The organism is Bradyrhizobium sp. CB82 (genome assembly GCF_029714405.1).
In the GTDB taxonomy this organism is placed as follows: Bacteria; Pseudomonadota; Alphaproteobacteria; order Rhizobiales; family Xanthobacteraceae; genus Bradyrhizobium.
The window spans coordinates 4,200,508-4,221,813 of record NZ_CP121650.1; the positions used below are offsets into that span (position 1 = coordinate 4,200,508).

At 65.0% G+C, this 21,306-nt stretch carries 18 protein-coding genes; 12 read left to right on the forward strand and 6 right to left on the reverse strand.

From position 1 onward, the window contains the following. The first annotated feature begins 34 nt into the window (after positions 1–34). A complete protein-coding gene (locus tag QA640_RS20190) occupies positions 35–652 on the forward strand; it encodes a TetR/AcrR family transcriptional regulator (protein WP_283042335.1) in 618 nt (205 codons plus the stop codon). Between the two features lie 102 nt (positions 653–754). On the opposite strand, the gene QA640_RS20195 is transcribed toward QA640_RS20190, so the two are convergent. Beyond that, positions 755–1,663, reverse strand: a complete 909-nt coding sequence (locus tag QA640_RS20195; protein WP_283042336.1) for a LysR family transcriptional regulator — start codon at positions 1,661–1,663, stop codon at positions 755–757. A 102-nt stretch (positions 1,664–1,765) separates the two neighbouring features. Between QA640_RS20195 and QA640_RS20200 the strand changes: the two genes are divergently transcribed. The 8 genes from QA640_RS20200 (at position 1,766) to QA640_RS20235 (ending at position 11,108) form a co-directional block, all read left to right on the forward strand. Continuing rightward, positions 1,766–3,262, forward strand: coding sequence for a CoA-acylating methylmalonate-semialdehyde dehydrogenase (locus QA640_RS20200; RefSeq protein ID WP_283042337.1), 1,497 nt, complete (start codon positions 1,766–1,768; stop codon positions 3,260–3,262). A gap of 121 nt (positions 3,263–3,383) precedes the next feature. Beyond that, positions 3,384–4,529 carry an acyl-CoA dehydrogenase family protein gene (locus QA640_RS20205; RefSeq protein WP_283042338.1) on the forward strand — a complete coding sequence of 382 codons (1,146 nt, stop codon included), beginning with the start codon at positions 3,384–3,386 and terminating at the stop codon, positions 4,527–4,529. Continuing rightward, positions 4,526–5,596, forward strand: a complete 1,071-nt coding sequence (locus QA640_RS20210; RefSeq protein ID WP_283042339.1) for an enoyl-CoA hydratase/isomerase family protein — start codon at positions 4,526–4,528, stop codon at positions 5,594–5,596. The genes QA640_RS20205 and QA640_RS20210 overlap by 4 nt, the downstream gene beginning before the upstream one ends. Positions 5,597–5,630: 34 nt before the next feature. After that, the gene (gene mmsB / locus QA640_RS20215) at positions 5,631–6,518 is read left to right on the forward strand and encodes a 3-hydroxyisobutyrate dehydrogenase (RefSeq protein WP_283042340.1); all 888 of its coding nucleotides are present in this window, start codon (positions 5,631–5,633) and stop codon (positions 6,516–6,518) included. 113 nt (positions 6,519–6,631) lie between these two features. Then, positions 6,632–8,350 (forward strand): AMP-binding protein, encoded by a 1,719-nt coding sequence (locus QA640_RS20220; protein WP_283042341.1) that lies wholly within the window; start codon positions 6,632–6,634, stop codon positions 8,348–8,350. Between the two features lie 5 nt (positions 8,351–8,355). Then, a complete protein-coding gene (locus tag QA640_RS20225; RefSeq protein WP_283042342.1) occupies positions 8,356–8,835 on the forward strand; it encodes a MaoC family dehydratase in 480 nt (159 codons plus the stop codon). A 138-nt stretch (positions 8,836–8,973) separates the two neighbouring features. Continuing rightward, the gene (locus QA640_RS20230; protein ID WP_283042343.1) at positions 8,974–9,891 is read left to right on the forward strand and encodes an SDR family NAD(P)-dependent oxidoreductase; all 918 of its coding nucleotides are present in this window, start codon (positions 8,974–8,976) and stop codon (positions 9,889–9,891) included. Positions 9,892–9,929: 38 nt separating this feature from the next. Then, a complete protein-coding gene (locus QA640_RS20235; RefSeq protein WP_283042344.1) occupies positions 9,930–11,108 on the forward strand; it encodes a TIGR03862 family flavoprotein in 1,179 nt (392 codons plus the stop codon). A 144-nt stretch (positions 11,109–11,252) separates the two neighbouring features. Here QA640_RS20235 and QA640_RS20240 read toward each other — a convergent pair whose 3' ends face one another. The 4 genes from QA640_RS20240 to QA640_RS20255 all read right to left on the reverse strand — a co-directional run bounded on the left by QA640_RS20240 (position 11,253) and on the right by QA640_RS20255 (position 17,311). Continuing rightward, on the reverse strand, positions 11,253–12,332 hold the full coding sequence (locus QA640_RS20240) for a D-TA family PLP-dependent enzyme (protein WP_283042345.1): 1,080 nt from the start codon (positions 12,330–12,332) through the stop codon (positions 11,253–11,255). 5 nt (positions 12,333–12,337) lie between these two features. Further along, entirely contained in the window at positions 12,338–14,149 is a 1,812-nt protein-coding gene (locus QA640_RS20245; RefSeq protein WP_283042346.1) for an ATP-binding cassette domain-containing protein, read from the reverse strand. Positions 14,150–14,151: 2 nt separating this feature from the next. Further along, on the reverse strand, positions 14,152–14,649 hold the full coding sequence (locus QA640_RS20250; RefSeq protein ID WP_283042347.1) for a YaiI/YqxD family protein: 498 nt from the start codon (positions 14,647–14,649) through the stop codon (positions 14,152–14,154). 292 nt (positions 14,650–14,941) lie between these two features. Then, positions 14,942–17,311 carry a xanthine dehydrogenase family protein molybdopterin-binding subunit gene (locus QA640_RS20255; protein WP_283042348.1) on the reverse strand — a complete coding sequence of 790 codons (2,370 nt, stop codon included), beginning with the start codon at positions 17,309–17,311 and terminating at the stop codon, positions 14,942–14,944. Between the two features lie 211 nt (positions 17,312–17,522). On the opposite strand from QA640_RS20255, the gene QA640_RS20260 reads away from it, so the two are divergent. Both QA640_RS20260 and QA640_RS20265 read left to right on the forward strand, forming a co-directional pair. Next, on the forward strand, positions 17,523–18,599 hold the full coding sequence (locus QA640_RS20260) for a Ppx/GppA phosphatase family protein (protein ID WP_283042349.1): 1,077 nt from the start codon (positions 17,523–17,525) through the stop codon (positions 18,597–18,599). Between the two features lies 1 nt (position 18,600). Further along, the gene (locus QA640_RS20265; RefSeq protein WP_283042350.1) at positions 18,601–19,278 is read left to right on the forward strand and encodes an RlmE family RNA methyltransferase; all 678 of its coding nucleotides are present in this window, start codon (positions 18,601–18,603) and stop codon (positions 19,276–19,278) included. Between the two features lie 107 nt (positions 19,279–19,385). Here the strand turns inward: QA640_RS20265 and QA640_RS20270 are convergent, their stop codons facing one another. Further along, positions 19,386–20,879: an MFS transporter gene (locus QA640_RS20270; protein ID WP_283042351.1), complete on the reverse strand. Its 1,494-nt coding sequence runs from the start codon at positions 20,877–20,879 to the stop codon at positions 19,386–19,388. Between the two features lie 160 nt (positions 20,880–21,039). Between QA640_RS20270 and QA640_RS20275 the strand changes: the two genes are divergently transcribed. Next, positions 21,040–21,288: a hypothetical protein gene (locus tag QA640_RS20275; RefSeq protein ID WP_283042352.1), complete on the forward strand. Its 249-nt coding sequence runs from the start codon at positions 21,040–21,042 to the stop codon at positions 21,286–21,288. Positions 21,289–21,306: the final 18 nt, after the last annotated feature.

Consider the following 21,306-nt stretch of genomic DNA (forward strand, 5'->3'; position numbering starts at 1 on the left):
TATGAGATGATCTTCGACATTCAATGAGACGCTCATGCGTTATTCCCGGGAACACAAGCAGGAAACCCACGACCGCATCGTGAGGAAGGCGTCCGTGCGGCTGCGCGAGAAGGGCGCCCACGGCATCGGCGTCGTCGACCTCATGAAGGAGGCGGGCCTGACCCATGGCGGGTTCTATGCGCATTTCGATTCCCGCGAGGCGCTGGTGATCGAAGCCTTTGCCTACGCCATGGACCGCTCGATGGATCACTGGCGCAAGATGACTGGCCAAGTCGCGCCCGAGAAGCGGCTGGCGCTGATCGCGGAAAGCTATCTCTCCGCGCTGCACCGCGACGATCCCGGCCATGGCTGCTCGATCCCCGCGCTCGGCGCCGAGATCGCCCGCGAAAGCCCGAAGACGCGCAAGGCCTTTGCCGGCAAGCTCGACGAGATGATCGAGATGATGGCCGATCACGTCACCGGCGTGCCGCGCAAGGCCGCGCGCAAGCAGGCGATCGCGACGCTTGCCACGATGGCCGGCACCATGCTGCTGGCGCGGATTGCCGGCGCGAGCGAGCTGTCCGACGAGGTGTTGAAGGCCGGCAGAGACACCGCGCTCGAATCTGTGCGCCGTGAACCGGCGCCGAAGAGGCCGCGCGAGAAGCAGAACTAGGCGAGCTGCCGTAGGGTGGGCGAAGGCGCGTCAGCGCCGTGCCCGCCACCGATCCACGATCGCGACAGAAGCGGTACGCTTCGCTTTACCCGCGCTACGAACTCACCGCCCCGCAAACAGCGCGCGCTCCTTTTCTACGATCTCACAGATGTAATCCGCCACGGCGCGGATGCGCGCGAGATCCTTGCTGTCGGCATGCATCAGCATCCAGAAGGTGCGGGTGATCGAGATCTCCTCAGGCAGAACCGGCCTGAGCTGCGGATAATCGGCCGCCATGAAATGCGGCAGCACCGCAATCCCAAACCCGGCGAGGGTGGCGTTGAGCTGTGCGATCAGATTGGCGCTGCGGAAACGGGCGGAAATCTTCGAAGACACCTGCGGCAGGTAGTCGAGTTCCGGCGTGAACAGGAGTTCATCGATATAGCCGACGAAGCGATGCTGCGGCAGCACCTCGCGCGAGGTGATCTTCGGAAAGCGATCGAGATAGGCGGGGGCGGCGTAGAGCCCGAGGCGGTAGTCGAGCAGCTTGCGGCCGACGATGCGGCCTTCCTTCGGCATGGTCAGGCTGATCGCGATGTCGGCCTCGCGCTTGGAGAGGCTGAACAGCCTTGCTGTAGCCACAAGTTGCAGATCGAGATCGGGATACCGGTCCGCGAATGGCGCGAGCCGCGGCGCGAGGAACGCGGTCCCGAAGCCGTCCGGAGCCCCGATCCGCACCGTGCCGGTCAGCCGCGCGAGCGAGCCGCCGACCTGTTCCTGGTTGGCGACGATGGTCGATTCCATCGCCTCCGCACTATCGGCGACGCGCTGGCCGGCCTCGGTCAGGAGATAGCCGGTCTTGCGCCGGTCAAACAGCTTTGCCGAAAGGTGCTTCTCCAGCCGGTCGACGCGGCGGATCACGGTCGCATGATCGACGCCGAGCTGTTTGGCCGCAGCCGACACCGAGCCGCCCCGTACGATGGCCAGCACGAAGCGAAAGTCGTCCCAATCGATCGTGCCTTGATCCAGCATTTTCGCACATCTATGGTGCATTATCTCGGACTTGAATCCTATAAAATGCAGGTCAATAGGATTTGTCAAAGCGATCAAGGCCGGACCTAAGGAGATCATTCCATGCGCGCAATCGGGCACTTCATCGGTGGCAAGGAGGTCAAGGGCACCTCGGGCCGCACCGCCGACGTTTTCGAGCCGATGACCGGTGACGTCCAGGCCAAGGTGGCGCTGGCCTCAAAAGCGGAGGTTCGCGCTGCCGTCGAGAATGCCCGCGCGGCGCAGCCGGAATGGGCCGCGACGAATCCGCAGCGCCGCGGCCGGGTCATGATGAAGTTTCTGGAGCTAGTGCAGCGCGACTACGACAAGCTCGCCGAATTGCTCGCGCGCGAGCATGGCAAGACCGTTCCCGACGCCAAGGGCGACATCCAGCGTGGCCTCGAGGTCGTCGAGTTCGCTTGCGGCATTCCGCATCTGATGAAGGGTGAGTACACCGAAGGCGCCGGCCCCGGCATCGACATCTATTCGCTGCGCCAGCCGCTCGGCGTCGTCGCCGGCATCACGCCGTTCAATTTCCCGGCGATGATTCCGATGTGGAAGTTCGCGCCCGCGATCGCCTGCGGCAACGCGTTCATCCTCAAGCCCTCCGAGCGCGATCCCGGCGTGCCGATGCGGCTTGCCGAACTGATGATGGAGGCGGGCCTGCCGGCCGGCATCCTCAACGTCGTCAACGGCGACAAGGAAGCGGTCGACGCGATCCTCGATGATCCCGATATCAGGGCGATCGGCTTCGTCGGCTCCACGCCGATTGCGCAATACATCTACGAGCGCGCGGCGCAGACCGGCAAACGCTGCCAGTGCTTCGGTGGCGCCAAGAACCACGCCATCGTGATGCCCGATGCCGACATGGACCAGACGGTCGATGCCTTGATCGGTGCGGGCTACGGCTCGGGCGGCGAGCGGTGTATGGCTGTCTCCGTGGCCGTTCCCGTCGGCAAGACCACCGCCGACCGCCTGATGGAAAAGCTGATCCCGCGGGTCGAGTCGCTCAAGATCGGCACCTCGATCGATCCCTCCGCCGACTACGGTCCACTTGTGACCCGCGAGGCGGTCGAGAAGGTCAAGAGCTACATCGACATCGGCATCAAGGAAGGTGCGACGCTGGCAGTCGATGGCCGCGGCTTCAAGATGCAGGGCTACGAGAAGGGCTTCTATCTCGGCGGTTCGCTGTTCGACAACGTCACCAAGGACATGCGGATCTACAAGGAAGAGATCTTTGGCCCCGTACTCTCCGTCGTGCGCGCGCACGACTACAAGGAAGCGCTGGCATTGCCGTCGGAGCACGACTACGGCAACGGCGTTGCGATCTTCACCCGCGATGGCGACGCTGCACGTGACTTCGCGGCCAAGGTGAACGTCGGCATGGTCGGCATCAACGTGCCGATCCCAGTGCCGATCGCCTATTACACCTTCGGCGGCTGGAAGAAGTCTGGCTTCGGCGATCTCAACCAGCACGGCCCGGACTCGATCCGCTTCTACACCAAGACCAAGACGGTGACCTCGCGCTGGCCGTCCGGCGTCAAGGAGGGCGCGGAGTTCTCGATCCCGCTGATGAAGTAGGGCTGTTGCCCAGCCCGTCATTGCGAGTGCAGCGAAGCAATCCAGAATCTTTCCGCAGAGGCAGTCTGGATTGCTTCGTCGCTTCGCTCCTCGCAATGACGAGGAAGGTGAGGAGCCCAGCATGCAGTTCGCTCTGAACGAGGATCAGATCGCGGTTCGCGACATGGCGCTGGCATTTGCGGCGGAGAAGATCGCGCCGCATGCGCTCCGCTGGGACGAGGAGAAGCATTTCCCCGTCGAAATCATGCGCGAGGCTGCAAAGCTCGGAATGGGCGGCATCTACATCCGCGACGACGTCGGCGGCTCCGCCATGACGCGGTTCGATGCGGCGCTGATCTTCGAGGCGCTTGCGACGGGCTGTCCGACCACCTCGGCCTTCATCTCCATCCATAACATGGCGTCCTGGATGATCGATGCCTTCGGCAGCGACACCCAGCGTGCGAGGTGGCTGCCAAGGCTCTGCACCATGGAGCTGATCGCGAGCTACTGCCTGACCGAGCCGGGCGCAGGCTCGGATGCGGCGGCGCTGCGCACCCGGGCGGTGCGCGACGGCGACACTTACGTCCTCAACGGGCAGAAGCAGTTCATCTCGGGCGCCGGCGGCACCGACGTGCTGGTCGCGATGGTGAGAACCGGCGGCGATGGTCCCGGCGGCATCTCGACGCTGGTCATCGACGGCAAGATGCCAGGCGTGTCCTTCGGCGCAAATGAGCGCAAGATGGGCTGGAACGCGCAGCCGACCCGCGCGGTGATCTTCGAGAATGCGCGCGTGCCGGTCGAGAACCTGCTGGGCGAAGAGGGCATCGGCTTCAAGATCGCAATGGCCGGCCTCGATGGCGGCCGCCTTAACATCACGGCGTGCTCGCTCGGCGGCGCGCAGGCCGCGCTCGACAAGGCGCGCACCTACATGAAGGAGCGCAAAGCCTTCGGCAAGCGGCTCGACGAATTCCAGGCGCTGCAATTCCGTCTCGCCGACATGGCGACCGAGCTCGAGGCCGCGCGCACCTTCCTCTGGCGCGCAGCTGCCGCGCTCGACCGCAGGGATGCGGATGCGACGATGCTCTGCGCCATGGCAAAGCGGTTCGGCACCGACATCGGTTTCGAGGTCGCCAACCACGCGCTGCAGCTCCACGGCGGTTACGGATATCTCAGCGAATACGGCATCGAGAAGATCGTGCGCGACCTGCGCGTGCATCAGATTCTCGAAGGCACCAACGAGATCATGCGACTGATCGTGGCCCGCAAGCTGATCGAGGGCGCGCGATGACGGTTGCGCTTGAAGAGGGCGATCTTATCGCGCGCGTCGAAGGTACGGCCGGCGTGATCCGGCTCAACCGTCCCAAGGCGATCAACGCGGTGACGCTGGAGATGTTTCGCGATATCGACAAGGCGCTTGACCGCTTCGAGGCTGATCCCGCCGTCAGCGTGATCGTGCTGGAGGGCGCCGGTGAGCGCGGCCTGTGCGCCGGGGGCGATATTCGCACGCTCTGGGAGAGCTCAAAGGTCGGCGGCGATCTCGGCAAGGTCCTCTGGCGCGAGGAGTACATTCTCAACGCCCGGATCAAGCAGTTCCCGAAGCCATACGTCGCCTTCATGGACGGCATCGTGATGGGCGGCGGCGTCGGCCTGTCAGCGCACGCAAGCCATCGCGTCGTCACCGATCGCACCAAGCTCGCGATGCCTGAGGTCGGCCTCGGCTTCTTCCCCGATGTCGGCGGCACCTATCTGTTGTCGCACGCGCCGGGCGAGATCGGCACGTTTTTCGGCCTGACCGGCCAGACCATGAACGGGCCGGATGCGATCCATGCCCGGTTCGCCGATGCTGTCGTGCCTGCTGCAAAGCTCCCGGAGCTGCGCGAGGCGCTTACGCAGGTTCCTCTGCGCGCGTCCGCGGCAGCGGTGAGCAAGCTCATCAATGGCCTTGCGACTGGCGAGCCCGCGGGGCCGGTGGCCGCAAGGCAGGCGACGATCGATGCACTATTCGCGTTCGACCGCATGGAAGACATCTTCGCTGCGCTCGCGCGCGACGGCTCGGAGTTCGCGCAAGTGACGCTCAAGACGCTCGCCGAGAAATCGCCACGCGGCATGGTGGTAACGCTGAAGCTGTTGCGGTTGGCGCGGCAATCGCGCTCGCTGGAAGAGTGCCTCGTGCGCGAATATCGCGCCGCGCTCGAAGTCTTCCGCAGCGACGATTTTCGCGAGGGCGTACGTGCCGCCGTGATTGACAAGGACCGCAATCCAAAATGGTCGCCGCCTCGGATCGAGGACGTCACGTCTGAGATGGTCGCGCCGTACTTCGCCGAGATCGGCACTGAGGAGCTGAAATTCAACTAACAGAGCGAAACGCGCTCAAGCGGAGGAAACGAAGATGGCCACGATCGCATTCATCGGTCTCGGCAACATGGGCGGCCCGATGGCGGCCAACCTTGTCAAGGCTGGCCACAAGGTGGTCGCGTTCGACCTCGTCGAGGCCTCGCGCAATCAGGCCAAGGCCGATGGTGCCGACATTGCCGAGAGCGCGGCCGGCGCCGTGAAGGGCGCCGATGTCGTCGTCACCATGCTGCCGGCCGGCAAGCATGTGCTTGCCGTCTGGAGCGACGTCGTTCCTGCAATGAGCAAGAGCGCGCTGATCATCGACAGCTCGACCATCGACGTCGAAAGCGCGCGGCAGGCGCATGCGCTCGCGGCCAAGCATAGCGTGCTCTCCGTGGATGCGCCGGTCTCGGGCGGCACGGGCGGCGCCAAGGGCGCGACGCTTACCTTCATGTGCGGCGGCGACGAGAGAGCCTTCGCGGCGGCAAAACCGGTGCTGGAGAAGATGGGCAAGAAGATCGTCCATTGCGGCGGCGCCGGCGCAGGTCAAGCGGCAAAGATCTGCAACAACATGATCCTCGGCATTTCCATGATCGCGGTGAGCGAGGCCTTTGCACTCGCCGAAAAGCTCGGCCTATCTCATCAGGCGCTGTTCGACGTGGCCTCGACCTCGTCAGGCCAGTGCTGGTCGCTGACGACCTATTGCCCGGTGCCGGGCCCGGTGCCGACCTCGCCCGCCAACAACGACTACAAGCCGGGCTTTGCCTCAGCGCTGATGGTGAAGGACCTGACGTTGGCGCAGGACGCCGCCAAGGCCGCGGGCGCAGCGACCCCGCTCGGCAAGCATGCCCAGGAGATCTATCAGTCTTTCGACGCAGCCGGTCACGGCGGGGTGGATTTTTCCGGGATTATCGAGCACGTTCGCAGCCTCGCCGGAAAATAGCTAGGCTTGCGAAGCGAAATCCAGGACAGCTGCTTCGAATTGCGTAACCGGCCCCGGATTGCGCTCCCCTCCATCCGGGTTACGCTGGAAGGTCAATTCAACGGGCTCGGACCATGACGACATTTCAGGAAGCGCGCGCGTTTCTGCTAGAGCACCGCACGGATTACGACGCTGCGGTCAAGGGCTTCAGCTGGCCCGATCCGGTTCCCTTCAACTGGGCGCTCGACTGGTTCGACGCCGAACTCGCGTCGAACGGTGGAAGCAAGGATCGGCCCGCGCTCTGGATCATCGATGCCGCGCAGGAACGGCAGACAAAACTCTCCTTCAAAGTGCTGTCGCGCCGCTCCAACCAGGTTGCCAACTTCCTCCGCGCGCAAGGCCTCAAGCGCGGCGATCATCTTCTGTTGTTGCTCGGGAACGTCGTTCCACTCTGGGAGACCATGCTCGCGGCGATCAAGCTTGGCGTTGTCGTGATCCCGGCCACGACGCTGCTCACCGCGGATGAGCTGCGCGATCGCCTCGAGCGCGGCAAGGCGAAGGCGGTGGTGGCGGCACAGGATCAGGTCGCGAAGTTCGCGAGCCTCGGTGCTGACGGTCTCGTTCGCGTCGTGGTGGGGGCGGAATCGGACGGCTGGCTTGCCTTTGAAGAGACCGCAAAAGCTTCCGAGATATTTGCGCCTGATGGCCCCACAAATGCCGACGACCCGATGCTGCTCTATTTTACCTCGGGCACGACCGCCAAACCAAAACTCGTGCGGCATAGCCAGCGCAGCTATCCGGTCGGTCATCTCTCCACGATGTACTGGCTGGGCTTGCTGCCCGGCGACGTGCACCTCAACATCTCCTCGCCGGGATGGGCCAAGCACGCCTGGAGCTGTTTCTTCGCGCCGTGGAATGCCGGGGCGACCATCTTCGTGGTCAACCAACCGCGCTTCGACGCCAAGGAACTGCTCGCGACCATCGGCCGCTGCGGCGTCACCACGCTCTGTGCGCCGCCGACGGTGTGGCGGCTGTTCATCCAGGAGAACCTCGCCGCGTTCAAGGTGTCCCTGCGCGAGGCCTGCGGCGCCGGCGAGCCGCTCAATCCGGAAGTCATCGACCAGGTGCGCGCCGCCTGGGGGCTTACCATCCGCGACGGCTACGGCCAGACCGAGACCACCGCGCTTGCCGGCAATTCGCCGGGCCAGAAGGTCAAGATCGGTTCGATGGGCCGGCCGCTGCCGGGTTTTCGCGTACAGATCAGCGATGCCGACGGCAACCCCGCGGAGGAGGGCGAGGTGACGCTCATGCTCGGCGACAGCCGTCCCGCCGGCCTGATGCAGGGCTACCAGGGCGACGACGGCAGATTGTCCGGCGTCGGGGGCGAGCTCTATCGTAGCGGCGATGTTGTGTTCGAGGACGAGGACGGCTATCTCACCTTCGTCGGCCGCTCCGACGACGTCTTCAAATCCTCCGACTACCGCATCAGCCCGTTCGAGCTGGAAAGCGTACTGCTCGAGCATGAGCTGGTCGCCGAAGCCGCCGTGGTGCCGAGCCCCGATCCGATCCGGCTCGCAATCCCCAAGGCGTTCGTGCTTCTGACTTCGGGTGCCGAGCGTTCGCCGGAGACGGCGCTGTCGATCTTCAGGCATCTGCACACGCGACTTGCGCCTTTCAAGCGCATCCGCCGCATCGAGATCGTGACCGAGCTGCCGAAGACGATCTCTGGAAAAATCCGTCGCGTGCAGCTACGTCGGCTCGAGCGCGATGACGATCGCGCCGATCCGTTGCGCGGTCAGGAATTCCGGGAAGAGGATTTTCCTGAGCTGCCGAAAGCAAGAAGTGAGACCTGAAACGAATGAATGAAGTCTGGAAGAAGCCGCCGATTTCCTTGGAGGCCTATCAGGCCATGGTCGGCACGGAGGTCGGCATATCGTCATGGCACCTGATCGACCAGCCGCGCATCAACAGCTACGCTGACGTCATCGAGGACCACCAGTTTATCCACGTCGATCCCGAGCGCGCGAAGAAGGAGACCGCGTTCGGCACCACGATCGCGCATGGATTCCTGACGATGTCGCTGATGTCGATCATGTCATATGAGGTGATGCCGGTCATCGCAGGTACCACGATGGGCGTCAATTACGGTTTTGACAAGCTGCGCTTCATCTCGCCGGTGCGTTCGGGCAAGCGCGTCCGCGGTCGTTTCGTGCTCGCCGAGGCGAAGCTCCGCAAGCCCACGGAATTGCAGTCCCGCACCAACGTCACGGTGGAGATCGAGGGCGAGGACAAGCCGGCGCTGGTCGCCGAATGGTTGGGGCTGATCTATTTCGCGTAAAGCGGCCCGTCATGGCAGGGCTTGACCCGGCCATCCATCGCTGCTCAAAAGCGGCCAATCTCTCGCGGAGCTCGCTTGCCCTCATCGGGCGCGCTGCCTTCTCCGACAAGGGGAGAAGCAAAAAAGGAAGCAACACTCATGGCAATCAGGTTTGACGGACGCGTCGCCATCGTCACCGGCGCGGGCAATGGTCTGGGGCGGGCGCATGCGCTGGGGCTCGCAAGCCGCGGCGCCAAGGTCGTGGTCAACGATTTCGGCGGCGCGCGCGACGGCTCCGGCGGCTCGCTGTCGCCGGCTGAAACGGTCGTCGAGGAGATCCGCAAGGCAGGCGGCACCGCGATGGCTGATGGAGCGGACGTCTCGAACTTCGATCAGGTCGCCGCGATGGTCGAGCGCGTCTCCAGGGAATGGGGCAGTGTCGATCTGCTCTGCGCCAATGCCGGCATCCTGCGCGACAAGTCGTTCGGCAAGATGGAGGCGGCCGACTTCCAGAAGGTGCTCGACGTGCACCTCGTCGGTACGTTCTACTGCTGCAAGGCGGTATGGGCCGGCATGCGCGACCGCAACTACGGCCGCATCGTGCTGACCACCTCGTCCTCCGGCCTCTATGGCAATTTCGGACAGGCCAATTACGGCGCCGCGAAGTCCGGTATGGTCGGCCTGATGAACGTGCTGGCGGAAGAGGGTCGCAAGAGCAACATCCGCGTCAACATCATCTCGCCGACGGCTGCCACCCGCATGACGGAAGAGCTGCTGCCACCGCAGGCGCTGCAATTGATGAAGCCGGAAGCGATCACGCCGGCGGTCGAATATATGCTCAGCGACGACGCCCCGACCCGCACCATCATGGGCGCCGGCGCCGGCTCTTTCGCGGTGATCAGGATCATCGAGAGCGAGGGCATCAACTTGGCCGAGTCCGACTGGACGCCCGACGCGATATCAGCACATTTTGCGGAGATCAGTGACATGTCGAAGGCCAAGGCGCTGCAAGGCGCATTCGAGCAGACGCAGAAATATGTCGCGCAAGCGGCCGCTCGGGTCGGGGTAAAACTCTGACCAACGTCGCCGTCATCGGCGGCGGTCCCGCCGGGCTGATGGCGGCGGAGGTGTTGGCGGCGGGTGGAGCTGCCGTCACCGTCTATGACGCCATGCCGTCTGCGGGCCGCAAATTGCTGATGGCAGGCCGCGGTGGGCTCAATCTCACGCATAGCGAGCCGTTGCCGCAGTTTCTGGCGCGCTATCGCGAGGCGGCACTGAGACTGCAATCCGCAATCGACGCATTTCCGCCAAGCGCACTGCGCGACTGGTGCGCGGCGCTGGGTGAGCCGACCTTCGTCGGCACCAGCGGGCGCGTATTTCCGAAGGCGTTCAAGGCGTCGCCCTTGCTGCGCGCCTGGCTGCGCCGGCTCGATGCCGGCGGCGTGAGGTTTGCGTTTCGTCACCGCTGGGCGGGATGGGATGACGAGGGACAGCTGTTGTTTCTGACGCCCAAGGGCCCTTCCGCCATCGACGCGACGGCCACCGTGCTAGCGCTCGGCGGAGCGAGCTGGCCGCGACTCGGTTCCGATGGCGGCTGGACAAAGACGCTTGCCGAGAAGGGTGTGAAGATCGCGCCGCTGCGACCAGCGAACTGCGGATTCGACGTCGCCTGGTCCGAAGTGTTCCGGACGCGCTTCGAAGGCCAGCCGCTAAAGGGCATTGCCCTCATCTTTGGCGGACACGCGGTGCGCGGCGAGGCGCTCATCACCAGCACCGGCATCGAGGGCGGCGCGATCTATGCTCTGTCAGCTGAATTGCGCGAGTCGATCTTGGCAACGGGCGAGGCGATTCTGCGCGTCGCGTTGCGGCCGGATCTCGATCCAGGCGAGCTGCTCAAACGACTAGCCGGGCCGCGCGGAAAGCAGTCGGTCTCCAACTTCCTGCGCAAGGCTGCGCAGCTCTCTCCGGTCGCCGTTGGCCTGTTGCAAGAGGCCGCGATCAGGGCGGGCCTGTCGCTCTCATCGCTGCCGCCCGAGCGGCTCGCCGAACTGATCAACGCCCTGCCGGTCAAGCTGACGGGCGTCGCGCCGATCGCGCATGCGATATCGAGCGCTGGCGGCATTTCGTTCGGCGAGCTCGACACCGATTTCATGATCCGCAAGCTGCCCGGCTTGTTTGCTGCCGGCGAGATGCTGGACTGGGAAGCACCGACCGGCGGTTATCTGTTGCAGGCATCGTTCGCGACCGGTGCTGCCGCGGGCAGGGGCGTGTTGAGGTGGCTCGATAAATCGTAGGCTGGGCAAAGGCGCGAAGCGCCGTGCCCACCATGTCTCCGCGTGCGGCACCGTCATGGTGGGCACGCTTCCGCCTTCGCTCTTCGAGCTACGGCGGACAGGTCGCTTTGCCTACCCTACCGGCTCAACGGCAGCGCGGCGCTCCTACCGCAGCTTCCCCCGCGCAGCCACCGGCAGTGTGCCGATGATCTCGTCGCCGCGCACCATGACCACCTCGTCCATCATGTTGACCACGACGCAGACGTGGTTCGGCACGATGCGTACGACGTCGCCGACGTTCGGTCGCGTATTGCTGCGGGAGAGGTCGAGGAAACCGTGCTCCTCGGCGAAACGCGCGATCTTGGCTTCGGGGTGCTCCAGGATCAGGCCATGGCCATCAAGCCCGCCGGTATCCGTGGTCAGCGTCTTCGAGCCGGCATCGAGAATGCCGCGCTCGGGCGCGGCGCGGCTGACCACGGTCGAATAGATGTGCAGCGCACAGTCGTCCCAGGTGGCGGAGCCGGCCGCGACCTGCATGCGATCGTTGTAGATGTAGGTGCCGAAGCGATGCTCGGTGCCGCCCCTGAGCTTGCCGAGATTGACGAGGTTGGGCGTGCCGCCGGTCGAGACGATGGTGGCATCGAGCCCGTGTGCGCGCACGCCGGCCAGCGCTTCATCATAGAATTTTTGCGCGTCGGCCCAGCCGGTCTCGGTCGGATAGAGCATGAAGCCGGCGAATTGCAGTCCCTTGCAGGCCGCTATCTCGCGCGCCAGTGCAATCGCCTCGGCCGGCGTCACGACGCCCGCACGCTTGCGCCCCGTGTCGCATTCGACCACGACGGACAGCGGCCGCCCTGAGGCCGCGGCCGCCTTGGGCAGGCCGGCAACCACGGTGGAGTTGTCGGCCGCGACTGTCATGTTGGCCTTGGCTTGCAGCGCCCCCAAGCGCGCCATCTTCTCCTCGCCGAGCAGATTGTAGCTGATCAGGATGTTGTCGATGCCGGCATTGGCCATGATCTCGGCCTCGCCGAGTTTCTGGCAGGTGATGCCTTTCGCGCCCGCCGCCACCTGCATCTTCGCAAGCGTCGGGTTCTTGTGCGTCTTGATGTGTGGACGGTGGGCAACGCCGGCGTCGTCGCAGGCCTTCTGAATGCGCGCGATGTTGCGCTCGACCTTGTCCATGTCGATGACGGCGCACGGGGTGCCGTATTCACGGGCGATCTTGGCAGCTAGGGGAGTTGTCATCGTGGTCAAGCCTGTTCGATTTCTTCACGCAGCATTTCAAGTTCCAGCCAGCGTTCTTCCGCAGCGGAAAGTTCTTCATGCGCCTTGGCGATCGCGGCGGAGGTGTCGTCGAATCTCTTGCGATCCTTGGCGTAGAGATTGGGATCGTCAAGCACGCGCTGCAGCTTCGCGATGTCGGCGTGCAGGCTATCGATCTTCTTCGGCAGTGTTTCCAGCGCATGCTTCTCGTTGAAGCTCAGCCTGCGTTTTGGTGCGGACGTCGGAGCGGCGGGCCGCTCTTCCTTCTTCTCCGCAAGAGGCTGCGCCTTCACCGTCTCGCGCTTCAGATCCGCGCCGCGCTGCGCCAGCATGTCGCTATAACCGCCGGCATATTCGATCCATCGGCCGTTGCCCTCCGGCGCGATCACGGAGGTCACGACGCGGTCGAGGAAGTCGCGGTCGTGGCTGATCAGGATCACCGTGCCTTCGTAATCGCCAAGCATCTCCTCGAGCACGTCGAGCGTCTCGAGATCGAGATCGTTGGTCGGCTCGTCCAGCACCAGAAGGTTGGACGGTTTTGCCAGTGCGCGCGCCAGCATCAGGCGGCCACGCTCGCCGCCGGACAGGACTTCCAGCGGTGTGCCGCGCTGCTCCTGCGCGAACAGAAAGTCCTTCATGTAGCCGACGACGTGCTTCGGCTTGCCGCCGACCATGACGTGATCGCCACGGCCGCCGGTGAGGGCCTCGGCGAGCGTCGATTTGGGATCGAGGCTTTCGCGGTGCTGGTCGAGCGTCGCCATTTCGAGATTGGCGCCCAGTCGCACGGTGCCGGAGTCCGGTTGCATCCCGCCGGTCAAGAGATTGACCAGCGTAGTCTTGCCTGCTCCGTTCGGCCCGATGATGCCCAGCCGGTCGCCGCGCTGCACGCGGGTGGAGAAATTCTCGACGATCCTGCGCTCGCCATAGGCCTTGGTGATGCCCTTCGCCTCGATCACCAGCTTGCCGGAGGCTTCCGCTTCCGCTGCCGCGAGGTTGGCGCCGCCGGCGGTGCCGCGATAGTTGCGCCGCTGCGCGCGCAGCGCATGCAGATTGGCGAGTCGCTTGACGTTGCGCTTGCGCCTGCCCGAGACGCCGTGGCGTAGCCAGTGCTCCTCGTCGACGATCTTGCGGTCGAGCTTGTGCTGATCGCGCTCTTCTTCCGCCAATACCTCGTCGCGCCAGGCCTCGAACGAGGCAAAGCCGCGATCGATCTGCCTGATCCTGCCGCGGTCGAGCCAGGCGGTCGAACGTGAGAGATTGGAGAGGAAGCGGCGGTCATGGCTGATCAGCACCAGCGCGCTGCGTCGGCTGTCGAGCTCTTGCTCGAGCCATTCGATGGTGGTGAGGTCGAGATGGTTGGTCGGCTCGTCCAGCAGCAGGATATCGGGTGAGGGTGCCAGCACCCGCGCCAGCGCTGCGCGGCGGGCCTCGCCGCCGGAGAGATTGGCTGGATTCTCGTCGCCCGTGAGCCCGAGCTGCTCCAGGAGATAACGCGCCTGATGGTGGTCGTCGCCAGGCGCCATCCCCGCCTCGACATAGGCATGCGTCGTCGCGTGGTCGCCGAAGTCCGGCTCCTGCGGCAAATAGCGGATCGTCGCGCCCGGTTGAACGAAACGGGTGCCGCCGTCCGGCTCGACGAGGCCGGCCGCGATCTTGAGCAGCGTCGATTTGCCGGAGCCGTTGCGGCCGATCAGACAGACGCGCTCGGACGGCGCGACGTTGAGCTCGACGCCGGTGAGCAATGGTGTGCCGCCGAATGTGAGGCGGATGTCCTTCAGCTGGATCAGTGGCGGCGCCATGCTCAGTCCTTGACCGTCGCGGCCTGCCCGGCGCGCCGGCGCTGGATGCGGCGGATGGCCTGGTCCAGCGCGGACAGGAAGGCGGAACGATCGCGCGGCCCGAACGATCTCGGGCCGCCGGTGATTTCTCCAGCCGAGCGCAGATCCGTCATCAGGTTGCGCACCGCGAGCGTCATGCCGATCGATTCCTCGGTGAACGGCTTGCCGTTCGGCGCGATGACGTCGGCACCCGCCTTCACGCAGCGGCTCGCGAGCGGAATGTCGGCGGTGACCACGATATCGCCGTCACCGGCCCGCTCCGCGATCCAGTTGTCGGCAGCGTCCATCCCGGCGCCCGCTGCGACGCGCTCGATCAGCGGGTCCTGGGGCACGCGGATGAAATTGCCGGCAACCACGCTCACGGGCACGCAGTGCCTGACAGCCACGCGATAGATCTCGTCCTTGACCGGGCAGGCGTCGGCGTCGACATAGATGCGGGGCGGGGCTGGGGGGCTCTTCATCGGCCGCGTGGTACCGCATTCGCCGCCCAAAGGCGAGGGGATTGACCGGGGTTCCTGCGGGCCTACGATCGCCCCCTGAAGCAGCAAATAAAATCAGGCGAAGGCGACAGCATGCAGGCGGCGTAAGTGGCCGCTGTAAGCTCGTGCGCCAAATTCGGTGTCATGCCCCGCGAAAGCGGGGCATCCAGTACGCCGCGGCCTCTCCGTATCCTCGCGCCGTCTCTGGAATACTGGATCGCCCGCTTTTCGCGGGCGATGATAGCGTTGGTGGAGCAGTGGACGTTTGCGTCCCTTACGCGGTCGCCTTCGCCTCATGTATCGCCCGCCACACGCGCTCCGGTGTCAAGGGCATGTCGATGTGCTTGATGCCGTAGTCGGAGAGCGCGTCGATCACCGCATTCACCACCGTCGACAGGCTGCCCGCGCAGCCCGCTTCGCCGCAGCCTTTGCTACCCAGCGGATTGCTCGTGGCCGGCACCGGGTGATCGCCGACGCTCATGAACGGAACGTCTTCCGCGCGCGGCAGCGCGTAGTCCATCAGCGATCCCGTGATCGGCTGACCGCTCTCGTCGTAGCGGACATGCTCCATCAGCGCCTGCCCGATGCCCTGGACGACGCCGCCGTGGAGCTGGCCCGCGACCAGCATCGGATTGATCACCGTGCCGAAATCGTTCACCGCACTATAGCGTACGATCTGCACCACGCCCGTATCCGGATCGATCTCGACCTCGGCGACATGGCAGCCGTTCGGGAAGGCGGAGGGCACCGGCTCGGTGGTGTGGTCGACGTCGAGGGAAGAGGGCACGCCCTCCGGCACCTTGCCCTCATGCAGGCGCTTGGCCAGGTCCATGATGTTGATGCTGCGGTCCGTGCCGGCGATGGTGAAGCGGCCATCGGCGAACTCGATGTCGGCCTCGGACGCTTCCATCAGATGCGCCGCGGCGCGCTTGCCCTTCTCGATGATGAGGCGGGAGGTTTCCACGATCGCCATGCCGCTGGCGGTGATCGAGCGCGAGCCGCCAGTGCCGTTGCCGGTGTGCACGATGTCGCTGTCACCCTGCACGAGCTTTACGTTCTCGAAGGGCACGCCAAGCTGCGCGCACAGCACTTGCGTGAACGGCGTCGCGTGGCCCTGACCGTAGTCGAGCGTGCCGGTGATGAGCTGCACCGTGCCGTCCGGATCGAACACGATCTTGCCGAGCTCGACGCCGGGAGGTGCGGTGACCTCGAGATAGGAGCCGATGGCGATGCCGCGCAGCTTGCCGCTCTTCTTGCTCTCCTTCTTGCGCTTGGAGAAGCTCTCGTAGTCCGACAGCTCCAGCGCCTTGTTGAACACGGCCTGGAAGTCGCCGCTGTCATAGGTCACGCCGGAGGAGGCCGGGAACGGCATCTGGTTCGGCTTGATGAAGTTGCGCTTGCGCAAGGTCAGTCGGCTGATCCCCATCTCGTCGGCGGCGCGGTCGATCAGCCGCTCCATGTAGTAGTTGGCTTCGGGCCGGCCGGCGCCGCGATAGGCCCCCATCAAGGTGGTGTTGGTCAAAACCGTCTTGATATCGACCGCCATCAGCGGCGTGCGATAGACGCTGGAAAAATTCTTGCCGGTGTTGAGCGAGAGCGGGCTCGGTGCGACGCCGGTGATGTAGGCGCCGAGATTGCCGTAGCCGGAGAGCTTGGCCGCGAGGAAATGCCCCTCGGCATCGAGCGCCAGCTCGGCGTGGATCTTCTGGGCGCGGCCGTGGCTGTCGGACAGGAAGCTCGTCGAGCGCTCGTCGGTCCACTTCACGGGACGGCCCAGCGTCTTCGCAGCAAACAGGATGCACATGTACTCGGGGTAGTTGATGTTCTTCATGCCGAAGGAGCCGCCGACATTGGCGGTGAGGATGCGCACCTTCTCGTTCGGCACCTTCAGGTTCTTGGCGAGATTGGCGCGGTTGCCCGAAACGCCCTGCGTCGGCACCTGGATGGTGTAGCGCTCGGTCTTCTTGTCGTAGGATGCAAGCCCCACGCGCGGCTCCATCGAGACCACCGCGACGCGGGTGTTCTCGATGTCGAGCCTGGTCACATGCGCGGCGCCGGCGAAGGCCGCCTCGACCTTCTCGGCATCGCCAAAGTGATAGTCGAGCGCGACATTGTTGGGGATGTGGTCGTAAAGCTGCGGCGCGCCTGCCTGTGCGGCCTCCTCGGGATCGGTGACCGCGGGCAGGGGCTCGACATCGACCTCAACGGCTTCCGCGGCGTCGCGGGCCTGGGCCAGCGTCTCCGCCACCACGAAGGCGATGGGATCGCCGACGAAGCGGACCTTGTCGGTTGCCAGCGGCCGGCGGTTGGTCTGGAGCAATGGCGAGCCGTCGCGGCTCTTCAGCGGCAGGCCGCAGGTGAAGGGGCCATAGCCGGCGGCGTCGAGGTCGGTGCCGGTCCACACCCCGAGCACGCCCGGCATCGCCTTGGCCGCCTCGGTGCCGATGCCGCGGATCACGCCATGAGCGTGGGTCGAGCGAACGATCACGGCATAGGCCTGGCCGGGCAGGTTGAAATCGTCGGTATAGCGGCCCATGCCGCGCACCAGCGTGTCGTCCTCCTTGCGCCGGACCGGCTGTCCGACGCCGTATTTTTGCAGTGCAATAGCGTTTTCGAGTGAGGACGATTTGGTGTGTTCTTGCATGGAATGACCTGAAAAGCCGGCAATTGCGCGGGTTTCGCGGCGGCCTGAGAACCGGACCCCGCTGAGATAACGCACGGCCCCGCTCACGACAACGCACGAATAGGCATGGTCCCATGTGATGGGTTGTTGCGCAGGCCTCAAGCGCTGCTAAAGTTTCCCGCGAAAAAGCAATTCCGGATCGGCCCTGTCGGGCCGTGGAAAGACCGTTTGTATGAATGACCACACGCGGCTCCGCGACGGCCTTGCGCCGCACGGAGAGCTGGGTGCGATGGCCACGGCAGCGCTGGCTGCCCAACCGGCCAGCCCTGCGCAAATGTCGGGAACCGGCGTCTATGCGGCGTTGGACCTCGGCACCAATAACTGCCGATTGCTCATCGCTTGTCCGACCAGCGACGGGTTCCGCGTGGTCGATTCCTTCTCGCGCATCATCCGGCTCGGCGAGGGGGTTTCGGCCACCGGCTGCATCAGCGAAGCCGCAATCGAGCGCGCCATCGCGGCGCTCAGTATCTGCCGCGACAAGATCGAGCTGCGCAAGGCCAAGCGGCTGCGGCTGATCGCCACCGAGGCCTGCCGCGCCGCGTCGAACGCGGAGGGCTTTCGCAGCCGCGTCGCCGCCGAGACCGGCATCGAGCTCGAGGTGATCGACCGCGAGACCGAGGCCGCGCTCGCTGTGCTCGGCTGCTCCCCGTTGGTCGACCCCAGGGGGCGCGGCGCGATCCTGTTCGACATCGGCGGCGGCTCGACCGAGCTGGTGCGCATCGACCGCGATCCGGCCGACGAGAATCCCCAGCCGCGCATCAAGGCCTGGATGTCGATCCCGCTTGGCGTGGTCACGCTCGCCGAGCATTTCGGCGGCCGCGACGTGACGCCCAAGATTTACGCAGCGATGGAAGAGGAGGTCGCACGGCATGTCGCCCCTTTTGCCGAGGAGCATGGTCGCGATCTCGCCAAGATGCATCTGCTCGGCACGTCGGGCACGGTGACGACGCTTGCCGGCATTCACCTCAATCTCGCGCGCTACGATCGCCGCCGCATCGACAGCATCTGGATGGACGATGCCGACATCACGGCGACCATCAGCAAGCTGCTCGGCATGAGCTATGAGGAGCGCGCCAACAACAATTGCATCAGCATCGAGCGCGCCGATCTCGTGCTCGCCGGCTGCGCCATCCTCGATGCCATCCGCCGCGCCTTTCCGCTGCCGCGCCTGCGCGTCGCCGACCGGGGTCTGCGCGAGGGCATGCTGGTCGAGATGATGCGCGAGGACGGCGCGCTCAGGAGCTGGTGAGATGGCCAAGGACACCACCGGCCGCTTGCACGTCCAGGTCAAGACCGGCGGCAAGCGCAAGCTGTCGTCAAAGCTCTGGCTGGAGCGCCAGCTCAACGATCCCTATGTCGCCAAGGCCAAGGCGCAAGGCTATCGTTCGCGCGCCGCGTTCAAGCTGCTGGAGATCGACGACAAATTCCGCCTTCTGAAGCCGGGCATGGCCGTGGTCGATCTTGGCGCTGCGCCCGGCGGCTGGAGCCAGATCGCCGCAAAACGCGTCGGCGCGGCGGAGGGCAAGGGCAAGGTCGTCGCCATCGATCTGTTGGAGATGCCGGAAATCCCCGGCGTCGCCTTCGCTCAGCTCGACTTCATGGACAACGACGCGCCGGACAAGCTGACCACGATGCTGGGCGGCGGCGCCGACATCGTGATGTCCGATATGGCCGCCAACACCACCGGCCACCGCAAGACCGACCAGCTCCGCATCGTCGGCCTCGTCGAGACCGCAGCCGCCTTTGCCTGCGACGTGCTGAAGCCCGGTGGGACGTTTCTGGCAAAAACCTTCCAGAGCGGCGCCGACGCCGAACTGCTGGCCCAGCTCAAGCGCGATTTCGCGACCGTGCGCCACGTGAAGCCGGCGGCGAGCCGACAGGACTCGTCGGAGCGCTATGTGCTGGCGACGGGATTTCGCGGGAGCTAGCCACATATTCCGTCATTGCGAGGAGCGAAGCGACGAAGCAATCCAGAGTGTCTCCGCGGAAAGACTCTGGATTGCTTCGCTTCGCTCGCAATGACGAAGGAGAGGCACTACCCCAGCCGCTGATCCCGCATGTCCTGCGTATCCTCCGTCGCGGCCTTGACGGCGGCACTGGCCGCGCTCTTGGCGGCGCCCTTGCGGCTGGCGATCTCGACGGCCTTGCGGCCGGAGATCTCATGGCCGGCATCGTCGGGCATCTGCCAGAAGTACCAGCTTGACGCCGCCGACGTCAACGCCACCACGATGAAGGCCGGCGCGAACACGGTGGCGTCGAGCTCGCTCACGTGACGCCACCACATCGTCGACTCCACCGAGAAGGCGCCCACCGCAACGCCGGCAGAAACCGCAAGCTGCTGGTTGACGCTGACGAGCGTGGTGGCGCGGCTCATCTGTGCGCTCTCGACCTCGGCGTAGGCCACAGTGTTGATCGCGGTGAATTGCAGCGAGCGGAAGAAGCCGCCGACGACCAGAATGATCATGATCAGGAGCAACGGCGTCGTCACCGTGAACAGCGCGCAGGCCGCCAGGAAGACCGCCGAGATCACCGCATTCACGGTCATCAGGTGACGGAAGCCGAAGGCGCGGATGATGCGCGCGGCCAGCGTCTTCATGCCCATGGCACCGAGCGAGGAGGCGAAGGTGACGAGGCCCGACTGGAACGGCGACAACCCGAAGCCGATCTGCATCAACAGCGGCAACAGGAACGGTAGCGCGCCGATGCCGAGCCGGAACATGAAGCCGCCGATGACGGCCGCGCGCAGCGTCGCGAGGTTGAGCAGCGAGAAATCCAGCACCGGCGAGCCCGTTCGCCGCGCATGCATCACGTAGAGCGTCATCGAGATCGACCCACCAGCGATCAGCGCGAGCACCGTGCTCCAGGGCAACAGGTTCAGCCCCGCGACCGACAGACCGAAGGCGATGCCGGCCAATCCAATGCCGGCGAGCAGCATGCCTTTGAGATCGAACGGCTCCTGCGCCTCGCTCTTGATTGGATCGATGAAGCGCAGCGCCATGAAGATGCCGATCAGGCCGATCGGCAGGTTGATCAGGAAAATCCAGTGCCAGGACGCATAAGTCGTGATGAAGCCGCCGAGCGGCGGGCCGACCACGGGGCCTATCAGCGCCGGTACGGTGACCCAGGCCATGGCGTTGACGAGCGCGCTCTTGTCGATCGAGCGCAGCAGGACGAGACGACCCACCGGGGTCATCATCGCGCCGCCCATTCCTTGCAGGATGCGCGCGAACACGAAGTCGGTGACGGAGGTTGAGAGCGCACAGCCGACAGAGCCGATCATGAACACGCCGACCGCGATCGCGAATACCAGCCGCGCGCCGAACCGGTCGGCGGTCCAACCGCTTGCCGGAATGAACACTGCGAGCGAGAGCAGGTACGAGGTGATCGCGAGCTTCAGCGTCAGCGGGCTGGTGCCGATGTCGGCGGCGATCGCGGGCAGGGAGGTCGCGATCACCGTCGAGTCCATGTTCTCCATGAACAGGGCGGTGGCCACGATCAGCGGGATCACGCGTTGCTTGTTGACCGACATCACGGATATTTAATGGAAATCAGAAGGGAGATGCGAGCGATGGGGCTTAACACCGTCGCTGCCCCGAGACCATTGCGGAACCGCGCATAGCACCTAAATCCTGCGTGACGGTGCGACCCAAACTGTGTCCCGGGTTGCATCGCCTGCCGGAGATCCCGCGATGATCTACATCCTTGCCGCGCTGCTGCCGCCGATCGGGCTGCTTCTGAACGGGCAGCCGTTCTCGGCGATCTTCAACCTCGTCCTGTGCGTGGTTTGCGTGATTTTCGGCCTGGTTTTTCACATTTTGCTGCTGGTGCCCTCGGCGCATGCGATCATCGCCGTGCACATGAAGCGGGAAGACCGGCGGCATCGGGAGGTCGTGGACGCGATCCGCCAGCACGGCCCGCCGCCGGGTTATCCGCGCTAGGGGCCAAAAAAGCCTGTG